Annotated in this window: 19 protein-coding genes and 1 tRNA gene; 13 read left to right on the forward strand and 7 right to left on the reverse strand. The window is 58.7% G+C overall.

Features of this window, described 5'->3' with window-relative positions; all coding sequences use genetic code 11:
- Window positions 1-14: 14 nt before the first annotated feature.
- From IK083_02780 to IK083_02810, 7 genes are all read left to right on the forward strand, one after another.
- Entirely contained in the window at window positions 15-2021 is a 2007-nt protein-coding gene (locus tag IK083_02780; protein MBR4748482.1) for a glycoside hydrolase family 3 C-terminal domain-containing protein, read from the forward strand.
- Window positions 2022-2154: 133 nt separating this feature from the next.
- Window positions 2155-3174: a type I glyceraldehyde-3-phosphate dehydrogenase gene (gene gap, locus IK083_02785; protein MBR4748483.1), complete on the forward strand. Its 1020-nt coding sequence runs from the start codon at window positions 2155-2157 to the stop codon at window positions 3172-3174.
- A 67-nt stretch (window positions 3175-3241) separates the two neighbouring features.
- Window positions 3242-4450 carry a phosphoglycerate kinase gene (locus IK083_02790; GenBank protein ID MBR4748484.1) on the forward strand — a complete coding sequence of 403 codons (1209 nt, stop codon included), beginning with the start codon at window positions 3242-3244 and terminating at the stop codon, window positions 4448-4450.
- Between the two features lie 50 nt (window positions 4451-4500).
- On the forward strand, window positions 4501-5217 hold the full coding sequence (rsmG, locus tag IK083_02795; protein ID MBR4748485.1) for a 16S rRNA (guanine(527)-N(7))-methyltransferase RsmG: 717 nt from the start codon (window positions 4501-4503) through the stop codon (window positions 5215-5217).
- Window positions 5218-5250: 33 nt separating this feature from the next.
- Window positions 5251-5739 carry a GNAT family N-acetyltransferase gene (locus IK083_02800; GenBank protein MBR4748486.1) on the forward strand — a complete coding sequence of 163 codons (489 nt, stop codon included), beginning with the start codon at window positions 5251-5253 and terminating at the stop codon, window positions 5737-5739.
- Window positions 5740-5807: 68 nt separating this feature from the next.
- On the forward strand, window positions 5808-6335 hold the full coding sequence (locus tag IK083_02805; protein ID MBR4748487.1) for a nitroreductase: 528 nt from the start codon (window positions 5808-5810) through the stop codon (window positions 6333-6335).
- 40 nt (window positions 6336-6375) lie between these two features.
- On the forward strand, window positions 6376-8634 hold the full coding sequence (locus tag IK083_02810) for a glycoside hydrolase family 127 protein (protein MBR4748488.1): 2259 nt from the start codon (window positions 6376-6378) through the stop codon (window positions 8632-8634).
- 150 nt (window positions 8635-8784) lie between these two features.
- Here IK083_02810 and IK083_02815 read toward each other — a convergent pair whose 3' ends face one another.
- The 7 genes from IK083_02815 to IK083_02845 all read right to left on the reverse strand — a co-directional run bounded on the left by IK083_02815 (window position 8785) and on the right by IK083_02845 (window position 14613).
- Entirely contained in the window at window positions 8785-10017 is a 1233-nt protein-coding gene (locus tag IK083_02815) for a 2,3-bisphosphoglycerate-independent phosphoglycerate mutase (GenBank protein ID MBR4748489.1), read from the reverse strand.
- Between the two features lie 51 nt (window positions 10018-10068).
- Window positions 10069-10638 carry an SGNH/GDSL hydrolase family protein gene (locus IK083_02820; GenBank protein MBR4748490.1) on the reverse strand — a complete coding sequence of 190 codons (570 nt, stop codon included), beginning with the start codon at window positions 10636-10638 and terminating at the stop codon, window positions 10069-10071.
- Window positions 10639-10642: 4 nt separating this feature from the next.
- Window positions 10643-11812: a 2-C-methyl-D-erythritol 4-phosphate cytidylyltransferase gene (ispD, locus tag IK083_02825; protein ID MBR4748491.1), complete on the reverse strand. Its 1170-nt coding sequence runs from the start codon at window positions 11810-11812 to the stop codon at window positions 10643-10645.
- Window positions 11772-12848: a TRAM domain-containing protein gene (locus IK083_02830; GenBank protein MBR4748492.1), complete on the reverse strand. Its 1077-nt coding sequence runs from the start codon at window positions 12846-12848 to the stop codon at window positions 11772-11774. Before IK083_02830 ends, ispD begins: the two co-directional genes overlap by 41 nt.
- A gap of 95 nt (window positions 12849-12943) precedes the next feature.
- On the reverse strand, window positions 12944-13963 hold the full coding sequence (locus IK083_02835; protein MBR4748493.1) for a hypothetical protein: 1020 nt from the start codon (window positions 13961-13963) through the stop codon (window positions 12944-12946).
- A complete protein-coding gene (gene yfcE / locus IK083_02840) occupies window positions 13963-14520 on the reverse strand; it encodes a phosphodiesterase (GenBank protein MBR4748494.1) in 558 nt (185 codons plus the stop codon). The genes IK083_02835 and yfcE overlap by 1 nt, the downstream gene beginning before the upstream one ends.
- Before the next feature lie 20 nt (window positions 14521-14540).
- A tRNA-Thr gene (locus IK083_02845) sits at window positions 14541-14613 on the reverse strand.
- A 127-nt stretch (window positions 14614-14740) separates the two neighbouring features.
- Here IK083_02845 and IK083_02850 point away from each other — a divergent pair.
- From IK083_02850 to IK083_02875, 6 genes are all read left to right on the forward strand, one after another.
- Window positions 14741-17317, forward strand: coding sequence for an NPCBM/NEW2 domain-containing protein (locus IK083_02850; protein ID MBR4748495.1), 2577 nt, complete (start codon window positions 14741-14743; stop codon window positions 17315-17317).
- Between the two features lie 57 nt (window positions 17318-17374).
- The gene (locus tag IK083_02855) at window positions 17375-18184 is read left to right on the forward strand and encodes an ABC transporter permease (GenBank protein ID MBR4748496.1); all 810 of its coding nucleotides are present in this window, start codon (window positions 17375-17377) and stop codon (window positions 18182-18184) included.
- Window positions 18181-18927 (forward strand): ATP-binding cassette domain-containing protein, encoded by a 747-nt coding sequence (locus tag IK083_02860; protein ID MBR4748497.1) that lies wholly within the window; start codon window positions 18181-18183, stop codon window positions 18925-18927. Before IK083_02855 ends, IK083_02860 begins: the two co-directional genes overlap by 4 nt.
- A gap of 4 nt (window positions 18928-18931) precedes the next feature.
- A complete protein-coding gene (locus IK083_02865) occupies window positions 18932-20353 on the forward strand; it encodes an MCE family protein (protein MBR4748498.1) in 1422 nt (473 codons plus the stop codon).
- Window positions 20354-20435: 82 nt separating this feature from the next.
- Window positions 20436-20888, forward strand: a complete 453-nt coding sequence (gene rplI / locus IK083_02870) for a 50S ribosomal protein L9 (protein ID MBR4748499.1) — start codon at window positions 20436-20438, stop codon at window positions 20886-20888.
- Window positions 20888-21991, forward strand: a 1104-nt coding sequence (locus tag IK083_02875; GenBank protein ID MBR4748500.1) for a replicative DNA helicase, incomplete at its 3' end; no start/stop codon positions are given. The genes rplI and IK083_02875, both read left to right, overlap by 1 nt.

The following is a 21991-nucleotide window of genomic DNA, read 5'->3' on the forward strand; positions in this document are numbered from 1 at the left end:
ATAAGGACTAAGGTATGAAAAAACTGTTTTTGCTGACCGTATTTGTGTGTATGCTGGCGTCGGGCGTTTTCGCCGTAGATAACCCCGACATACTCAGCAGACTCACCATCGAAGAAAAGACCAAGCTGCTGACCGGTATGAACGGTATGATGACCCAGGACTATGCCTCCAAGGGAGTGCGGGCCCTGAGGTTTTCCGACGGACCCCTGGGGCCTCACTCCAATCTGGAGCTGCAGGTCTGCTTCCCCAATCCCTGCATTCTGGCGAACACCTTCAACAAGGACCTGATGCGCAAAGTAGGGGAGAGTATGGGCCGCCTGTGCAACCAGCAGCAGATAGATATGCTGCTGGGGCCCGGCGTAAATATTAAGAGGACCCCTCTCTGCGGCCGCAACTTCGAATACTTTTCCGAGGATCCGGTGCTGGCAGGAGAGATGGCGGCAGAGCTGGTGAAGGGCGTCCAGTCCCGGGGCGTGGCCGTGTCGGTCAAGCATTTCTTTGCCAACAACATAGAGTTCAACCGGGGGGCTATCTCCTCCGATATGGACATGCGCACCGCCCACGAAATATACCTGAAGCCCTTTGAGATCGTGGTCAAAAAAGCCAGGCCTCTGGCCATCATGTGCTCCTACAACAAGATCAACGACGTGTGGGCTTCGGAAAACAAGTGGCTCCTCACCGACGTTCTGCGGGGCGAATGGGGCTTTGACGGCATGGTGGTCTCCGACTGGGGAGCCGTCCACACCCGCCCGGCCTGCTTTAAGGCCGGCCTGGACCTGCAGATGCCCGACGACGCCTCCACTCCCGGCGTGATGCAGAAGGCTCTGGAAAACGGCGAGATCACCGAGGCGGAGATGGACGTCAACGTGGACAGGATCATCTCTCTGGTGCGGCGCATCAACAACCCCGGTCCCTCCGAGGACTTTGACATCATGGCAGAGCATCAGGTGGCGGCCGACGCCGCTGCCGAAGGCATGGTGCTCCTGAAGAACTCCGGCGCTCTGCCCATCACTCCCGACAAATTCAAAAAGGTGGCAGTCTTCGGCACCGACGCCCGCAAGATGCTGCTGTCCGGCTCCGGCTCTGCCTATACTCCCGCTCCCCCCGAACGCATAGACGACCTGGTGGATATGCTCAACAAATACGGGAACGGAGTGCAGTTTGACTACAAGGACAGAGTGTTCCCCGGCGGGATACCCACCTTTGACCACGGAATGTGGAATGCCTTCAACAATCAGGACCTGGCCGGCTACGACGCCTTTATATTCGTGGTGTCCACCGGCAACACCACCGACGGCGAGGCCTATGACCGCACTTCCATCAATTTTGACAGCCGCCTGGAGGCTATGCTCATGCACTTTACCGGCCGGCCCAATACCATCGTGGTGATGCAGTCCGGCTCGGCAGTGGCTCCCGTGTTTGACTGGTACAAGAAGGCCAATTCCATCGTGCACGCCGGCATAGGCGGCGAAGCCGCCGGCACAGCCCTGGCCCGCCTGCTGACGGGAGACGCCAACTTCTCCGGCAAGCTGTCCGAGACCTTTGCCTGGAGCCTCAATGACAACCCCGTCAACGAGGGCATCTTCAGCAACTCGGAACGGATCAAATACAGCGAAGGCATTTTTGCCGGCTACCGCTGGTATGACGCCAACGACAAGGACGTGTGGTATCCCTTCGGCTACGGCCTGAGCTACACCACCTTTGAATACTCCGACCTGCAGATCAAGGACAACAAGGTGTCTTTCAAGATCAGGAACACCGGCGACCGCGCCGGAGCCGAGGCCGCTCAGGTATACGTGCAGCCCATAGATTCGCAGAACTCGCGCCCCGTCAGGGAGCTGAAGGACTTCGTCAAGGTGTATCTGGAGCCCGGCGAAGAGAAGACAGTGTCCGTGACCTACAATTCCTCCTGGTTCACCTATTATTCCAACGAGGAAAACCGGTGGGTGCGGGACACCTGCAAGCACCTGATCTGCGTCGGCGCATCCTCGAGAGACATCAGGCTGTCAAAGGAGCTGTAATTCTCCCGTAGAAGGGAATATTCTGCCCCGTGAGGTTGACAAAGAAGGGGCCGATATAGTAAAATATAATTGGCGTTTTATAAGAACAACGATTTAGACCAATAACAGATTGGAATTGATGGAGGAACTGCAAATGGCAGTAAAAGTTGGAATCAACGGATTCGGAAGAATCGGAAGACTCGTTTTTCGCGCGGCCAGCAAGAGAGACGACATTGAGATCGTAGGTATCAATGACCTGATCGATGTGGATTACATGGCTTATATGCTGAAGTACGATTCCGTACACGGCAAGTTTGACGGCTGTGTAAAGGTTGAAGACGGCAAGCTGGTGGTAAACGGCAAGCCTATCAGAGTGACTGCAGAGAAGAACCCTGCCGACCTGAAGTGGGGCGAAGTGGACGCCGAGTTCGTAGTGGAATCCACCGGTCTTTTCCTCACCAAGGAGAAGGCTCAGGCCCATATCGACGCCGGCGCCAAGTACGTGGTGATGTCTGCTCCTTCCAAGGATGACACTCCCATGTTCGTCTGCGGAGTGAACACCGACACCTATGCCGGTCAGACCATCGTGTCCAACGCTTCCTGCACCACGAACTGCCTGGCTCCCATAGCCAAGGTCATCAACGACAAGTTTGGCATGGTGGAGGGTCTCATGACCACCGTTCATGCTACCACCAACACCCAGAAGACCGTGGACGCTCCTTCCATGAAGGACTGGAGAGGCGGTCGCGCTGCCGGCGGCAACATCATTCCTTCTTCCACCGGCGCCGCCAAGGCCGTGGGCAAGGTGATCCCTTCCCTGAACGGCAAGCTGACCGGTATGTCCATGAGAGTTCCTACTCTCGACGTGTCCGTGGTTGACCTGACCTGCCGCCTGGAGAAGCCTGCTTCTTACGACGAGATCTGCGCCGCCATGAAGGAAGCCTCCGAAGGCGAGCTGAAGGGCATTCTGGGCTACACCGAGGACAAGGTGGTCTCCACCGACTTCGTCGGCGATCCCCGCACCTCTATATTTGACAAGGATGCCGGTATCGCTCTGACCGACACCTTTGTGAAGCTGGTTTCCTGGTATGACAATGAGTGGGGTTATTCCAACAAGGTGCTCGACCTCATCATGATCATGAAGAAGAAGAACTGCGGCTGCTGCTGCAAGTAATCGATATGAATTACGTGTGCCTCGGACTGCTGTTTCGGGGCACATCTTTTTAATAAAGGGGATATCAATGAACAAAAAGACCATCAAAGACGTGGACCTCAAGGGTAAAAGAGTGCTGATGAGAGCCGATTTCAACGTGCCTCTCGATGCCGACCGCAATATCACCGATGACGGGCGTATCACAGCCGCTCTTCCTTCCATCAAATACATTCTCGACCAGGGCGCCAGCCTGGTGCTCATGAGCCATCTGGGCCGCCCCAAGTTTGACGACAACAACGTGCTCCTGGAGGAGTGCAGACCCAAGTTCAATCTGGACCCCGTGGCCAAGCGCCTTTCCGAGCTGCTGGGCATCGCCGTCAAAAAGCTGGATGACTGCATAGGCCCCGACGTTCAGGCTGCAGTAGCGGCCAACAAGCCCGGCGAAGTCATTTTGCTGGAGAACGTGAGATTTTACAAGAAGGAGACCAAGAACGACCCCGCATTTGCCAAGGAGCTGGCTTCCTTTGGCGACGTGTTCGTCAACGACGCTTTTGGCACTGCTCACAGAGCTCACGCCTCTACCGAGGGAGTCACCAAATATATCCCCGGATATGCGGGCTTCCTGATGGAGAAGGAGCTGGAGTATCTGGGCGGCGCAGTATCGAATCCTGCCAAGCCCTACCTGGCCATCCTGGGCGGAGCCAAGGTGGCGGACAAGATACCCGTCATCAACAATCTGCTGGACAAGGTGGATATGCTGATCATCGGCGGCGGTATGGCCTATACTTTCCTGAAGATCAAGGGCTTTGAGATAGGCAAGTCCCTCTTTGACGAGGAAGGCGCAGTGCTGGCCGAGGCCGCCCTGGCAAAGGCCGAGAAGAACGGCGTCAGGATATACCTGCCTCTGGACTCCGTGTGCGGCAAGGACTTCTCCGACGATACGGAGATCGAGGTCCTGAAGAACGAGGATATGAAGACCGATTTTCTGGGTATGGACATAGGCCCTGCGACTATCGACGCATACACCGCGGCCATCAAGACTGCCAAGACCATCGTCTGGAACGGTCCTATGGGCTGCTTTGAAATGTCCAACTTTGCCGCCGGCACCAAGGCCGTGGCAGACGCCATGGCCGAGAGCGGCGCTGTCACCGTCATCGGCGGCGGCGATTCCGCAGCGGCAGTGAAGAAGTTCGGCGTGGCGGACAAGATGAGCCACGTGTCCACCGGCGGCGGCGCCTCCCTGGAATTCCTTGAAGGCAAGGAGCTCCCCGGAGTGGTCGCTCTGCAGGACAAATAAGGAACGATTGCAGGCAGGCAGGCAGGCCGAGGCCTGCCTGCTTTGGTATTATGATAGATACAGCCTTGCTGACCGCCGGCGCAGCCGCTCTGGGACTTGCGCCGGGAGAAAAGGAGACGGAGCAGTTTGCGGCGCTGGCCGACAGACTGACTGAGGCCAACAAACAGTTCAATCTGACAGCCATCACGGACCCGGACCGCATAGTCACGGAGCATTTTCTGGACTCCCTGACGGCGCTGAAGGCCGGCAGCCCCCGGGGGAAGGATGCGCTGGACCTGGGGACGGGAGCCGGCTTTCCCGGTCTGCCCCTGGCCATATGCTGCCCGGAAGCCCGGCTCACACTGATGGACGCCACCGCCAAAAAGCTCAGATACATAGACGACACGGCGGCCGCTCTGGGGCTTGGCAACGTGACCACCCTTTGCGGCAGAGCCGAGGAGCTGGGCAGGCAGAAGGAATACAGGGAGCGATTTGACGTAGTGTATGCCAGAGCCGTGGCGGATATGACTGTGCTCTGCGAGCTCGCGCTGCCCTTTGTGAAGCCCGGAGGTCTCTTTGTGGCCCAGAAAAGCGCCGACTGCAAGAGTGAGCTGTCCGGCGCCCGGGAGCATATCGGCCGTCTGGGAGGGACCGTCGAGTCTGTCCCCGTGTTCAACATACCCATGACCGCAATATCCCGGTCGCTGATAGTCATCAGGAAGACAGGGCCCACTCCCGGGGCCTATCCCAGAGACTATGCCAGGATCAAAAAGCATCCCGGGAGATAAGCCGTGACACGGGAGACTGCCGTCGGGGTCACTGTGGCCGGCGAAAGAAAGACATGCCTCATAAGGCCCCTGCGCCGGGAGGAATACGGCCTGCTGAAGCGCTTTACCTACGAGGCCATATTTATCCCCGCAGGCGTGGAGCCTCCGCCCTGTGACATAGTTGAAAAGCCGGAGCTGGCCGTGTATTGGCGGGACTTTGGCGAGGGAAGAGGGGACACGGCTCTCGCAGCCGATATAGACGGCAGGGTAGTGGGCGCAGCCTGGGCCCGCATCATGAATGACTACGGCCATCTGGATGACAGCACGCCTTCGCTGGCCATATCCCTGATGAAGGAGTACCGCTCTCTGGGTATCGGCTCCCGTCTCATGGAGGCTGTGTGTGAGCAGCTGGCCGCCCGGGGCTTCGCCGGCGCGTCTCTCTCCGTGCAAAAGGCCAACTATGCCGTCCGGATGTACAAAAAGCTGGGTTTTCGGACCGTGGAAGAAACGGCTGAAGAATATATCATGCAAAAGGTGCTATAATAGCATTGGAACAGGGCGGAGAATATGCTCTCTCCGGCCCCGACTTTTTTATCAAGGAGATCGTGAACATGAACGAAATCATCAAAGCCATGACCGAGCGGAGAAGCATCCGCAAATTCAAGAGCCGGATGCCCTCCAGGGACCTTATCGCCCAGGTGATAGACGCGGGCCTTTACGCCGCCAGCGGCAACGGCAAGCAGGCTGCCGTGATAGTGGCAGTGACCCAAAAGGACCTGAGAGACCGGCTCTCCGCCGACAACTGCAAGGTGGGCGGCTGGCAGGAAGGCTTTGACCCCTTTTACGGCGCTCCGGTCATCCTCATCGTTCTGGCAGATAAAAACCGGCCCACCGGCATATATGACGGAAGCCTTGTGATGGGCAATCTGATGCTGGCGGCCCATTCCCTGGGACTGGGAAGCATCTGGATACACCGGGCCAAGGAAGAATTTGAGCAGCCTGAATGGAAGCAGTTCCTGAAGGATCTGGGCCTGGAGGGCGAATGGGAAGGCATCGGACACTGCGCCCTGGGCTATATGGACGGTGAATTGCCCAAGCCTCCCAAGCGGAATGACGGCAGAGTATTTTGGGCAGAATAATCATTGAGGGACGGGCCATGGGGCCCGCCCGTTTTTTGTGATGAAGAAGACACTGATCCTGCTGCTCCTGACAGCGCTGGCTGTCCCCGCTTTTTGTCAATATACGCCCGGGCTTTCCGACGGCGGCCGGAAGGATAGGGTGGAGCTCACCCAAGGCTTTTGGCGTGACAGGCAGCTGCTCACGAGAGACGTGACCCTGCCCCACCAGTACAGGATGCTGGAACAGACCGGCAGGCTGGAAGCCATTGGCGGCCGGTGGCGCGGCAGGACCGAGCTCTCTCCCGAGGAAAAGGCCGCCGCCAAGCGAGAAGGCGCTCCTCACTATTTCTGGGATTCCGACACCGCCAAATGGCTGGAGGCCGCCGCCCTGGTCCTGGAGAGCTGCCCCTCGGCCGACATCGGGGATATGGCAGAGGACGTGACGGGGCGGATAAAGCGGCTGCAGCAGCCGGACGGATATATCAACAGCTACTTTACCCTGGTAGAGCCGGAAAACAGACTGAAATATCTCTACAAGAGCCACGAGCTCTATTGCGCCGGGCATCTGATAGAGGCAGGGGTGGCGATGTATGAGGCCACCGGCGACAGAGGTTTGCTGGACTGTGTGGCGCGTTATGCAGATATGCTGACACGGACCTTCGGTCCCGGGGAGGGCAAGTCACGGAGTTATGACGGGCATGAAGAGATAGAGCTGGCTCTGCTGCGACTGTATGGCGTGACCGGCAGGGAGGATTATCTCCGTCTGTGCCGTCACTTCATCGATACCCGGGGACTGCTGCCTCATCCCTGGGATGCGGAAACGGGGGAGGTCCACACCAAGTATCCTGCAGAGTCTTACGTCTTCGGACAGGCCCATATGCCCGTCGCAAAACAGCGGACCGCAGAGGGACACGCGGTGAGAGCCATGTATCTCTACGCCGCCATGACCCGGCTGGCCGTCGCGACGGGGGACAAGGGGATGCTCCGCCGGTCCGCGGCGCTCTGGAAGGACGTGACCGGGGGCAAGCAATATATCACCGGAGGAGTAGGCTCCGACAGCAGCACCGAGGGCTTTGGTCCCGCCTATTATCTGCCCAACCGGCAGGCCTACTGCGAAAGCTGTGCTTCGGTGGCCTTTGTTCTGTGGACTCAGGCCCTTCTGGAGGCCGACCCGAGAGCCGAATACGCCGACAGGATAGAGACAGTCCTCTACAATGCCTTTGCCGCCTCCATATCCCTGGACGGCAAACGCTTTTTCTATACCAACCCTCTGGAAAGCACCGGCTGGACCCACAGGTCCGAATGGCTGGGGTGCGCCTGCTGCCCGCCCAATATAGCCCGCCTGACCGCATCGGTCCACAAGTATATATTCACCCGGGATAGAGACAGCATATACGTAGGCCAGTATATTCCCTGCAGGGCCCATATAGGCGGTACCGATCTGGAGCTGCAGACGGAGTATCCCTTTGACGGCAGGGTGCGGCTCACCGCCATGGGCGGCTCGTCCCGGCTGTGCCTGCGGATCCCGGGCTGGGCGGAGGGCAAGGCGTCCGTCACGATCAACGGCTACCTGCTGCCTGTCAAAAAGGACTCCCGGGGCTGGCTGACGGTGCCGTCGCGCCTGTGGAACGGCGACGTGATAGAGCTGGAGCTGGGCATGGAGCCGGTGCTGCGGCATGCCAACAAGAGGGTGGCGGCCGACAAAGGCAAGGCTGCCGTCACCGTGGGACCTCTGGTCTATTGCGCAGAGAGCGCAGACAACGGCTCCCTGCAGTATCTGTGTCTGGCAGACGGCGCTCCGACCCTCAGGGACGACAGGGCGGTCCTGATCCCCTGCAGGAGAACGGATACAGGCCGGGAGGACACTCTCGTGATGGTGCCCTATTACACCTGGGACAACAGAGAGCCCGGCGAAATGAAGGTGTGGCTGTATGAGGGGCAGCCCCGATATGAGACCCTGAGCAAAAAGACGCCGACCCTGGAGTTTGACCAGCTGAAACTGGAGGGAGCCTGGATGCTGTTTGCCGACTGGATCACCAGTCTGACGCCCGGCAGCAGCGCGGAATTTGAGTTTGACGGCCCGGCCTTTGAGGTGTTTTGCTACGGGCACAGGGATACGGGCGTGCTGGAGGTGACCATAGACGGAGCGCCGGCGGGAGAGCTGGACGAATACAGCCCGGAGGAGCATACCCCCATATCCCGGGTGTTCAGAGCGCCGTCAAAGGGCAGACACAGGGCCAGACTGACCGTCACGGACAGGCGCAACGAGGCCTCCGCAGGCAATTACGTCAATCTGTGGAAGGTGTGTCTGGCGGAATAAAGAAGAATCTCTTGTCAAACCGGGCGCTGATACTATTCGACAACCAGAGCAGTTAGCAGATGCCGGAGATGCCGGGATGACGCCGGTCTGCGGCTGCTTCGAAATGAAAAGGCCGGAAGGGTGTCCTTCCGGCCGTATTTCTGCGCTGCATCAGGCGCCGAATTTTTCCTGCACGTTCATGAGGTTGGTCATGATGTTCATGATATCGCTGCCCTTGATGCGGCCCAGTCCGCCCAGAGCGCAGGCCCGCTCGGTGTATTCCGTGACGTGGTCGGTCCGGACGTCGGGTCCCCACATGGCGATGGCCACGGGATCGCCGGAGTGGTCCATCAGGTTGCAGGGGGTGGAATGGTCGGCCGTAAAGGTGATATAGGTGTTCTCGGGAGCGTGGTCCATGAGATACTTGATCATCTCGTCTATCTTGGCCAGCATATCGATCTTGCACTGAGGCTTGCCGTCATGGCCTGCCACGTCGGCGCCCTTGACGTTGCAGAGCACAAAGTCGTGCTTGTCCAGGGCCTTGATGATGTTCTTGGCCATGGCGATACAGTCGGTGTCATAGCCGCCGGTGGCTTCGGGGGTGTGATATATGGTCATACCCACGTATTTGGCTACGCCGTCAATGAGGCCGGTCTCGGATACGCAGGCGCCCTTGATGCCGTATTTTTCGGCAAAGGGAGCCATGTTGGGGCCGACTCCTCCGCCTCTGGGCAATATGATGTTTGCCGGGTGCAGACCCTGTCTGATGCGCTCTGCGTTGACGGGGTGGTCCTTCAGGAGCTCATAGGAGCGCCTGACGAATTCGTTGACCGCGTATGCTGTCCGGGCGGACGCCTGGTCGGCGGGGTCCTTGGCGCGGGCGGTGAGCACAGCCGCGTTTTCGTGATGGGGATCCGTGTCGGTGATGTCGGCTCCCAGGTTGGCGCCGCGGATGATGAGAGCGCCTCTGTGGGCCACAGACTCCTTGAAGAGTATCTGCATGTCGTCTATCATCATGCCGTTTACCGCTTCCGCCAGCTGCCCGGTGCCTTCGGTGATCCTGCCGGCGCGCCGGTCCGTGATGATCATATTGTCATCTACGGTGGAGAAGTTGCAGCGGAACGCCACGTCTCCCTGCTTTACGTCCATGCCTATGCCTGCCGCCTCAAAGGGGCCTCTGCCGGTGTAATACACGTAGGGGTCGTAGCCCAACAGGGAAATATGGGCGGTGTCCGAGCCGGCTCTGATGCCGGTGCCTATGGTGTCCAGCTGCCCGCAAACTGATTCGCAGGCAAATCGGTCGATATTGGGTATATCGGCAGCCTCCAGAGGAGTTTTGCCGCCCAGCTCCGCAAGGGGCCTGTCGCCCAGACCGTCTGCTACAAGAAGAATGCCTTTTGCCATGATGTGTCTCCTGCTATTATATTAAAATTCGTTTTTTTCGGTGTGAGTCCCTTACAGCGTTGCCGCAGTCCGGGCAATGATGCCGGCCACCAGGTCCGAACAGACGTCGATACCCTTGTCGGTCAGGTGTATCAGGTCGTCGGCGCGGATGCAGCCCTCCAGGTCGGCATACACGGGGGTCCACAGATCGTTTATCGCCACTCCGATCTCTTCCATGGCTGCCACTGCGCTCCTGTTGAACTCCATGATCCTTTCGTTGGTATTGTGTTCCTGACCCGGTCTAATGGGGGTGGTGGTGGCAAAGATCACCTTTTTTGCAATGCGCTGCAGCTCTTTCGCGGTGCGGACGAGCTGGGCGGTGTATTCGTCGATGGCGGAAAAGGGACCGTCGCCCGCCAGATCGCAGGTGTCCCACAGCCCGCAGTTGAAATGAACGACGTCGCTGCCGCAGATGAAGTCCCGCCAGTCATAAAACACGCCTCTCTGGGTGTATTTGACGAACCGGCAGTTGTCCTCGGGCTGCCATACGCTGTAGCCCTCTCCCAGCTTCTTCACTGTCAGCTCTCCATAGTTCATGCGTATGGAATCGCCCAGCAATACTACTTTGATCTCTCTTGACATGATCCTATCCTGTTTTTTCTATCATACATACGGCGTGAGCGCTGATGCCTTCCTTTCTGCCTTCAAAGCCCATGTGTTCTGTGGTAGTGGCCTTGACGCTGACCCGGTCCGGGTCTGTGTCCAGGGCGGAGGCGATATTTGCCCTCATCCGGGGGATAAAGGGAGCCAGCCTCGGCTTTTGCGCTATGATCACCGCGTCTATGTTGATGATGCCGCATCCGTTTTCGCGGAGCAGGCCTGCCACCCGTTTCAAAAGGAGCAGGCTGCTGATATCCTTGTAAGCGTTGTCCGACGGGGGAAAATGCATGCCTATGTCCCCCAGAGCCGCCGCTCCCAGCAGAGCGTCCATGACGGCGTGGACCAGCACGTCCGCGTCCGAATGGCCTATGAGCCCAAAGGGGGCGCCGCAATCCACGCCGCCCAGTATGAGCGCTCTTTCTCCCGGGACTGCGGACAGCCTGTGAGCGTCGATGCCTATGCCTGTCCTCAGAGTCTTGCCCTCATTCATGATCTGCCTCAATACCGCTATGTCCTTGGGTGTGGTGACCTTTATATTGTCATAGGAGCCCGTGATGATCCCGGTCTTTTCTCCGGCCCATTCCGCCACGGAGGCGTCGTCGGTGAACGCCAGTCCGGCTGCCGCTGCCTTTTTGTGGGCCTCTCTGATGACCTCTGTCCGAAAGCCCTGAGGGGTCTGGGCGGCGTAGAGCCGGCTCCTGTCGGGAGTGTCCTCCACGGTCATATCCCGAGCCGCCGTCTTTATGGTGTCAGTGACGGGCACGCATACCAGCACGGCAGAAAAACGGTCCAGGGCTTCTATGCACTCCGTGATGATCTCCGGCTTCAGGGCGGGCCTGGCCGCGTCGTGTATCAGCACAAGGTCTTCGGTGACCAGCTCCAGAGCGTGGCGCACCGATGACTGCCTGTCGCTGCCGCCCCTGGCGAACCTGACGGGCTTTGTCAGCCCAAAGGACTCCACCAGAGCGGACATGCTGTCAAAGGCATCGGGATGCAGCGCCAGCACTATCTCCCCTATGGCGTCGTGGCCGTCAAACACTCTGAGAGTGTGCTCCAGAATGGTCCTGCCGGCCACCTGCTCCAGCAGCTTGTTGCGGGTGGCGGAAAAGCGGCTGCTAATGCCTGCCGCGGGTATTAGGGCTGCTGCCTTTGTCATGGTTGTCAAAAACCTTTGCGAATATGATCTTGCCCTGAGAAGTCTGGTGGAGGCTGGTGATCTCGATCTTGATCACCTTGCCTATATACTGAGAGCCGTTTTCCACCACTATCATGGTCCCGTCATCCATATACGCCAGACCCTGCAGCTTTTCCTTGCCGGGCTTCATAATGGCCACGCTGAGGGTCTCTCCGGGCATGACCACCGGCTTGAGAGCGATGGCCAGCTCGTTGATGTTCAGGGTCTTCACGTTCTGGAGACCGGCCACCTTGTTGAGATTGTAGTCGTTGGTGATGATGGTGGCTCCCGCGTCCAGGGCGCAGGTGACCAGCTTCGAATCTATCTCCAGACGCATGTTGTCCAGAGGAGTCTCCCGGACCGTCAGATTGAACTCCTTTTGCAGGGCGTTCAGTATCTCCAGGCCCCTTCTGCCCCGGGCCCGCTTCAGAGGGTCGCCGGAATCGGAGATGGTCTGCAGCTCGATGAGTATGAACTTCGGGACCACTATCTGTCCCTCTATAAAGCCGGTGCGGAACAGATCGGCGATGCGCCCGTCAATGATGACGTTGGTGTCCAAAAACTTGATGTTGGGCTTTTCGTTGATCTCGGTCCTGTTGCCGGGGAAAAAGCTGGCCCATTGCTCCATGGCGCTCTTGAGAGCGTAGGTGCTGATGCTCATGAGGATCAGGGTGATAAGCGCGTTGACATAAAAAGGCAGGCGCACGTCTCCCATGGCAAACCTGAAGGCGCTGGCCAGTATGATGCCCAGCATAAAGCCCAGCAGATAGATCACCTTGTCGACGCTGGACACCCGGCGGCTGCGGCTTTGGAGCGTAAATACGCAGCGCTCTGCGATGAAGCCCAGGAAGGCGCCTACTATGGCCAGCAGGATCTTCATATACAGCTGTTGCGGCTCGGTCCAGTTGTAGCCGGCGGTGGCCAGAAAATAAGACCTGGAAAAACGTAAGCTCAGCACTATGCCTATGACTACCAGTATCGTGGCAGTGATGGGACGCGTATATTTGTTGTTTGTCATGCGGTATCACCCTATACTTTCTCGTAATAAATATTATAACATATCGGGGCGGCTCTTTTCAATCGCTGAGGCCGCGGATATGCTCTCCCGGAGCCCTAAGGATATTGCAAAAAGCCAAAGCGCACGCCTCTCACGGGACTGGCGGTAAGGGCAGGGGTGTCGATGATGATCTGTCTCTTGTCAAAATCTATGTTTTTGATGATGCCGGCAGACACGAATCTGCATTCGCTGTCCTCCAGCCCTGCGTACAGGTTTTCGAAAAAGCCCGGGTCCTGGAGCCGGACCCTGCTCACCTTCAGTATGGAGGCGATCTCCTTTTCCTGCTGCTCCGAGCAGGTCCCTCCGGCCAGCAGATAGGCCGTTTTGCCCAGCTGCTCGCCGTGATACACGGGAGAAGAGAGTATCTGGGAAATAGCCTTTTTGTATTGCCACTTCAGCTCCCGGCCGCAGCCCAGCCAGGTGTTGGTAAAGGTGACCTGGGAAAAGGGGATGGTGTGTATTTGGGAGCCCTCGAGAAACCTCTGCATATCGGCTCTGAAGTTGGCTCTGGCTATGGAGGGGACGTAGGAGGAGGCCCCGTCGGCCTGTCTGACCGCGCAGATGATGTCCGTCCTTTTGATAAAGGGGGTGATGATGAACTCGGCCTCGTGGCTCCGCTGAAGAGCTATGACGTAGTCGGGAGCAGTCATCTCTATCTCGTTTTGCTTGGCAAGGACCACGCCGGGATAATCCATCCATCCGCAGGAGTCTATGACTATGAGTCCGGCGCCCTGTCTTTTGGCCTCGGCTACCACCGAGATGATGCCGAAGATATAGCCGGCGACGTGGCCTGCGGGGATCACGTCTCCCACGAACAGGCAGTGATCGGGCCTCTGCCGGTCCATGTCCTCCGGCTGTCTGACCACCACCATGGACACGGCGCCGGGAGGGCCGACTATGCCCCTGGCCAGCTCGGCGTCCACGAAGGCCGGAGTGATGCCTCTCTCCTCAGCGGCTTCCACCAGTCTGCGGCAGAGCCGGGTCTTGCCCACGCCTCTGGCGCCCTGAACGCTGACGGTGCCCCCTGTGGAAAGTATCAGTCGGACTGCCTCGTCATAATCCCCAAGCAGGCTCATTACAGCTCGTCTTCAAAGAATACCCGGCCCGTCCGGATGTCAAACACGGATATATGCCCGTTGTCTATCAGGCCTGCGGTAGGGACGGGGTCGGCGGCGGGATATCTGGGTATGCCTATGGACCCCGGGTTGATGAGGGTGACGCCGTCTCTCTTTTCCAGCACCGGCACGTGGGTGTGGCCGGAGACGAATACGTCGGCGTCGCAGTCTTTGGCAAGGCTGACCATGGCTGCCGTGTTGAGACGGGTGCCGTGGTTGACCACGATCTTGCAGGGATGAACGCCCAGGACGGTGGTCTCCCTCTCGGCGTAGCCGGGCATCAGCTCGGTATATACCTCGCTGTCACAGTTGCCTCTGACGGATACGAAGGGGACCCGGAGCCCGTTGATCAGCTCCACGCATTTTATCACGTCATAGCCCTCGTAGCCGTACAGCCTGGGAGGGTGATAGAGTATGTCGCCCGCGTGGATGATACAGTCTGCGTCCCCGAACAGCTCGAAGACCCGCCCGAGAGCCTCGCAGCACCCGTGTGAATCGCTGATGATACCGATTTTCATAATGTCCACCTCAAAAAAAAAGCCGATGAGGAGACTCGAACTCCTGACCTAAGCTTTACGAAAGCCTTGCTCTACCAGCTGAGCTACATCGGCATACAACATAATAATACCCGAAATGCCGGCTTTTGTCAAGAACGGCCCCTGTTTTCCCGGCTCCGATATGCTATAATAAAAGATGTTTTGCTGACAAGAGCATATCTACGATCGGGGGAAGCAGACTATGACAAGACTTGTGTGGACGGCGCTGCTGCTGCTGGCAGTGGCTGCGGAAGCGTTGGCCGGCGCGGCCGGGGATTTTGCCCGGGCTGCCTTTTCCGGCGCGGGAGGCTATGAGCCGGAGACCGGCGTCTTTGAGGTGGTCAGGGAGTTTCAGGAGGGCAACACCACCAGGATCAATACCTACGTGGACGACCGGGGCCTCCCCATCAGCCTGGGGGGCAGGAGCTATGACAGCGGCTTCGGGGTCCATGCGGACAGCCTGCTGCGCTTCAGGCTGCCGGAGGGCTGCGTGTCCTTCAGGGCTGCCGGCGGCATAGACGATCACGTCAACCCGGTGGGCGGCTCCTGCTCAGGCTCGGTCCTGGGGGACGGCAGGCTCCTCATGGCTTCTCCCGTGCTGCGGGGCGACGCGGTGTATGAGTATTATGTCCCCCTGAAGGGGGTGTCGGTGCTGGAGCTGTCGGTGGACAACGGCGGGGACGGCTACACCTGCGACCACTGGAGCTGGGGGGACCCGAGAGTGGAGACGGAGGACGGCAGAGTGATATATCTGTCCGACATGGCTCTGCAGCCCCGCCTGTCCCTGGACTATCCCTTTTCCTTCACCTACGGCGGCAAGCCCTCCGGCAGTCTGCTGCCGGGGTGGGACATGAAGGTCACCGTCGGGGAGACAGGACAAAATGAGTCTCTGAGGACATACGTCTGGCACGATCCCGACACCGGGCTGGAGGTCAGGGCGGAGGTGAAGATATACGCCGACACCAACGCTCTGGACTACACCGTGTATTTTACCAACAAAGGCGAGGCCGATACCCCGGTCCTGTCCGATATATGCGGCGCGGATATGCGGGTAAAGACGGCGCGCCGGGCCCCCGTGGGGACCTCGGACGTGCCCTTTGGCCTGATATACGACGCCGAGCCGGAGACTGCTCTCCAAAACGACGTGCTGCTGGTGATGACTCAGGGCACCATCGGCTGTGTCAGATATTGCATAGATGACTTCAGGCTCCGCCCTCAATATCTGCGGGAGGGCAGTCCCGTGAAGGTGGAGCACAGGGGGCTGACCCCCTGCGGCGGCGACTACGCTCCCTACTGGACCCTGAAATGGCCCGGGGGCGGAGTGTCCTGCGGCCTGGGCTGGACCGGCAGCTGGCAGGCGGAGTTTGACCGCAGGGACGACGTCCTGTCCATGAAGGCGGGCAGATGCGGAGTGAACACGTATCTGAAGCCCGGAGAGACTGTCCGGAGCCCCAGGATGGTGCTGGCCTTTTTTGACGGCGCCGACCTGCAGGAGGGCATGAACGGATTCCGCATGACCATGATCAGGCACGTATCTCCCAAGAACTCAAAGGGCGAGCCGGAGATGCTGCCTCTGGCCTGCACCCTGTCCGGCAGGGAGGGCAACTCTTCCACCGAAGCCATAGACCGGGCCTATATCAGGTCCCTGGCGGGCCTGGGCTTTGAGACCGTGTGGTTTGACGCCTGGTATCAGCAGGACGGCTTTCCTGCCTGCATGGGCAATCTGCACTATCCTGTGGCGGACACGGCGGACAAGACGAGATATCCACACAGCCTGAAGCCTCTTACCCGGCTGGCCCGGGCCTACGGCAAGACCAATCTGGTGTGGTTTGGCCCGGAGACCGTGAACGCCGGGACCTACATCGCCCGGGAGCATCCGGAATACGTCATGTGGAACTCCGCGGGGACCGCCGGCAGCTACGCCCTGTCGGACCCGGAAGCCAGAGGATATCTGGAGGACCTGCTGGGCGCCCTGATACGGGAGTGGGATATCACCTATTTCCGCACGGATTCCTCCACGGATCCGGCCTGTCTGGACCTGTATCTGAAGGAGAACGCCCCGGACAGGCAGGGGATCAGCGAAGACGTGTTCGTCCGGTCCCTCTACACCTTCTGGGACGACCTGCGCCGGCAGAATCCGGGGCTGGTCATAGACAACTGCGCCGGAGGCGGGACGCGTCTGGATCCGGAGCTCATGAGCCGCAGCATCAACATGGCCCGCAGCGACTCCAGCGTGTGGGTCCTCTTTGACGACAAGGCCTCCGCTATGCTCAATCAGCAGATCACCTCCAATCTCAACTTTTATATCCCCTGGTCTCTGTGCGCCACCCTGGGCAGGACTCCCTATTCCATGAGGAGCTGCTTCAACACGGGCCTGGCCTTCATCGGCGACACGAGAGAGGGTTCCCCGGACGCCTATGACAAAAAGGAGCTCCAAAAGGGCCTGGCCGAGTGCCTGAGGCTCCGCAAATATCATACGGGCAGGTTTTACAGCCTGTTTTCTCAGGACAACACCGACGCCTCCTGGTGCAGCTGGCAGTATCACAGGCCGGAGACGGGAGACGGGTATTTCGTGGTGTTCAGGAGAGAAGGCTCTCCCTTCGGCAGCCTGGAGATCCGGCCCCGGTGCCTGAAGCCAGACGCCGACTACAGAGCGGACATATACGAGAGCTACGACCTCTCGGAGACCCGGGTCCTGAAGGGCAGCGAGCTGGAGCGCTTTTTGGCCGTCATCGACCGGCGGCCGGGCAGTATTTTGGTGGAATACTCGCCCCTGTAGGTTTATATTCACCGCGTTTTTGTGGTATAATATAATCATAAGGAACTCGAGTTTACCATGAGAATAGGAAAGCGAATCAAGACAGCGACCAAGGCTCCGGTCCGCTTTGGGGGCTCCGTCAGAAGGTTTTTTGAGCTGCTGGGCGAGAGCTTCATCATCATATGGCAGGTGCTCGGCTACGTGGTCCGCGGCAGGGTGAACCTGCGGGACGCCGTGAACCAGATGTGCTTTATGGGCGTGGAGAGCCTGGTCATCATCCTCATCACCGTGGCCTTTTCGTCGGCGGTCATCGCCCTGTATCTGGCGCAGATCATCACGGGCTGGGGCTTCGGGTCCTACACGGGCTCTGTCATAGGCCTGGCCATTACCAGAGAGATCGCCCCGGTGCTGTGCGGAGTGGTGCTGTCGGCAAGGGTGGCCAGCTCCATCGGAGCCGAGATAGGCAGCATGGTGGTCACTGAGCAGATAGACGCCCTGAAGACCCTGTCGGTGGATCCCATCGAATATCTGGTGGTCCCCAAGGTGGTGGCCGCCGTGATCATGCTTCCCTTGGTGGGGATACTGGCGGATGCCGTGGGCATAGGCTCCGGATATCTGGTGGCCTGCGCCAACGGAGTCAGCGGAGGCGGCTTTATGGCGGCCTGCCAGTCCTTTACCCATATGTCCGATCTGATCAACGGCCTGATCAAATGCGTGGTGTTCGGCCTGGCCGTGGCAGTCATAGGCTCCCAGCAGGGGCTCCGCACCAGAGGCGGCGCCGTGGGAGTAGGCGAGGCTACCACCAACTCGGTGGTGATCAGCATAGTGGTGGTGTATATCACCAATTTTCTCATGACCTACGTGATGTTCGGAGGCAAGGGGATATGATAGAGCTCAGAGACGTCCACCTTTCCTTTGGCGACAAGCACGTGCTGAAGGGGGTATCCTTCGGTATAGATTCGGGGAAGACCCTGGCCATCATAGGCACCTCCGGCGCAGGCAAATCCACCGTGCTCAAATGCATCTGCGGGCTGGTGAGGCCCCAGTCGGGCAGCATACTCATAGACGGCCTGGACGTGATGACGGCCGACGACAAGACCCTGAAAAGCATCCGCGCCAAGCTGGGCATGGTGTTTCAGTATTCCGCCCTGTTTGACTATCTCACCGTGTATGACAACGTGGCCTTCGGGCTGAGAAAGCACACCTCTCTCACCGAAGCGGAGATCAGGGACAAGGTGGCAGAGGCCCTTAGCATGGTGAATCTGTCCCACACCATGGAGATGATGCCCAGCGAGCTGTCGGGAGGCATGAAAAAGAGAGTGGCTCTCGCCAGGAGCCTGGTGCTGGAGCCGGCCTTTTTGCTCTACGACGAGCCCACCTCGGGCCTGGACCCCATTACCACAGCAGCCACCAACAAGCTGATCAATATGGGCCGGGACCTGGGCAAGACCAGTCTGGTGGTGACTCACGACATACCCACCATCAACTCGGTGGCTGACAAGATAGTCTTCATTCACTCCGGGACCGTGATATACGAAGGCTTGTATGACGATATGATAAACAGCGACAATCCCTACGTGGTCCAGTTTATGAACGGACGGACCCAGGGACCCATCGCAACTATAGGATGAGAGTATGACAAAGGAAATCAAGGTCGGTCTTCTGGTGGCGGCAAGCATACTCGTGTTTTGCCTGCTGTATGCCTTTCTCGACGAGATAAAGGTGCGGACCAACACGTATGAGATATGCACCTATTTTGACACGGTGGAAAAGATAGACAAGGGCGCCCAGGTGCGCTTGTCCGGCTTCAAGGTGGGAGCCGTGACCGGCATCGAGCTCACGGAGAACCTCAAGGCCAAGATCACCATGAAGATAGACCGCAAGATCAATATACCTGTGGACTCGGACTGCCTGGCCACCTCGGGAGCCATCATAGGCGAGATCTTCATCAAGATCAACCCCGGCACTTCCACCAAGTATCTGGCCGACGGCGACACCATCAAGGCCAGCACCAAGGTGAACTTTGACGAGGTCACGGACAACGTGAACAACCTGCTGAAGGTCACCGAGGAGTCCATGAGCAAGGTGAACGAGATCCTGTCCCACAAGGGGGCCATCATCAACTCTCTGGAAAACATCAACGTCATCACCAAGCGGGTGGACGAGCTGACGGAGCAGGTCAACGAGATAGTCAAGGCCTCCAGAATGGACATATCGGGCACTATCAGCAATATCAACGCGGCTTCGGCCAGCGCTTCCAGAATAGCGGACAACATCGACCGCTTCGTGTCCTCCGACGCTCTGCCCGAGGTCAAGGGCGCCCTTGCCGACGCCGGCGACTCCATGAAGATCCTGAAGGATACGGTGGCCAACGTGCAGGTGATAGTGGCCACGGTAGGCGACCAGGCGGGCAGCCTGAAGAACATCATGGACAAGGCCGATTCCATCCTGGCCAAGATAGACTATACCACCATCCAGGCGCAGCAGCTCATAGGCAACCTGAACGAAGCCTCCGAGTCTGTGAAGGACGTGGCCACGGATGAAGAGCTGAAAAGGAATATCAGCGAGACTGCGGAGAATATCAGAGAGACCACCCAGCAGGCCAAGGAGCTGGTGACCGCCCTCAACAAGCGTTTCGGCGGCATCGCCTCCGGCGAGAAGATAGAGGCCAAGCCTCAGGCAGACGCCTATTACAATCCCGACAAGGACACCTTTACCCTGGACGCCTACGTGGACGTCATGAAGGGGAAAAACGGAGGCCGCATAGGCTTGTATGACCTGGGCGAGAGCAACAAGTTCACCCTGATGTACAACCGCAGGCTGTCCGACAGCTCCCTGCTGCGGGGCGGGCTCTTCCGCAGCAAGCTGGGGATAGGCTATGACTATACCTCGGGCAAGGCTGGCCTGTCCGCAGACCTGTATCGGCCCAACGATCCCTATCTGTTCGTGAGAGGCAAGTATAGGCTGAACAAAAATCTGTCTCTGATGGTGGGAGCGGAGGACCTGCTGCACAAGGAAAACAGAAAGCCGGTCTTCGGACTGTCGCTGAGCTACTGACCCGCAGAAAAAAGCCCCTGCGAGCAAGTCGCCGGGGGCTTTGTTTGCAGTAAAATATAACGATCAAAAAGGACGGTGTAATATGAAAGTTTTGCTGTTGAAGGACGTGAAGAATCTGGGCTCTGCCAACGAAGTGGCAGAGGTGTCGGAGGGATACGCCAGGAATATGCTCATCCCTCAGAAGCTGGCCGTGCCCGCCACTCCCGCCATACTGGCAGACGTGAAAAAGAGGCACGATGCCGCCGAGGCCAGAGAAGCCAAAGCCAGAGCCGAGGCAGTGGCCCTGAAGGAAAAGCTGGGGACAAAGCGTATAGTGGTCAAGGCAAAGGCCGGCAGCGAGGGCAAGCTCTACGGAGCAGTGACCGCCGCCGAGGTGGCCGAGGCCATAGACAAGGCCTTTGACGTGGAGCTGGACAGGAAAAAGGTCTCTCTCAACGAGAGCGTGAAGCATCTGGGCATACACACGGCCCACATCAGGCTCCATGCCGGCGTGTCCGCGGATATATCCTTTGAAGTGGTGGCGGAGGAAGAATAGTGGCTGCTGCCGATCCGAGGGTACCTCCCCAAAACCTGGATGCCGAGCGGGCGGTGCTGGGCTGCATGCTCATGTCTGCCAAGGCTTGTGACGAGGCCGTGGTGCGTCTTGCCACGGCGGACTTTTATCGTCCGGAGCACCAGGCCGTGTTTGAGGCCCTCAAGGCTCTCATGCAGGACCGAACACCGGTAGATCTTATCAGCGTGACCGAGGAGCTGCGCCGGGAAGGACATCTGGAAAAGGTGGGCGGCGCAGAGTACCTGACGGTGCTGTACGAATCGGTGGCAGTGGCAGACAATCTGGACTACTATGCCGGAGTGGTGGCGGACAAAGCCAATCTGAGGCGGCTCATCAACGCAGGTACGGAGATAGTGACCCAGGCCTTTGCTCAGGAAAAGAGCTCGGAGGAGGTCACAGAGACTGCGGAAAAGCTGATATTCGACATAGCCCAGAAGAAGAACGAGGACACCCTGCTGGGCATACGGGATATCACCACCAGATTTTATCGTTTTCTCCAGGAGCGCAACACCGTGGATTTCAGCCGGCGGGGCGTGCTGACGGGCTTCACGGAGCTGGACGAAGTGACCAGCGGCCTGCAGCCCGCGAACCTGGTGATAGTGGCGGGCCGTCCCGGTATGGGCAAGACGGCCTTTGCCCTGAACATAGCCCTGCACGCGGCTCTGAGGGAAGAAAAGACTGTGGCCATATTCAGCCTGGAGATGAGCACCGAGGACGTGTATCAGAGGTTCATAGCGTCGGAGATGGAGATGGAGATGAAGGATCTCCGCAACGCAAGGCTGACGGACACCCAGTGGGACAAGATCAATGAGATCAGCGAAGAGCTGCACAACGCCGACAACATCTACATAGACGACAGCGGCCAGCAGTCCAATCTGAGCATACTGGCCAAATGCCGCAGAGTGGTGGCGGACAGGGCTGCGGAAAACAAGAAGAAGCTGGATCTCATCGTGATAGACTACCTGCAGCTGATGCAGTCCGAGAACCGGCGGGCGGAAAACAGGAACCAGGAGATCAGCGAGATAGTCCGGGGGCTCAAGCTCCTGGCCAAGGAAATGGACTGTCCGGTGATGGCTCTGTCTCAG

This window comes from Abditibacteriota bacterium, assembly GCA_017552965.1.
GTDB lineage: Bacteria > Armatimonadota > UBA5829 > UBA5829 > UBA5829 > RGIG7931.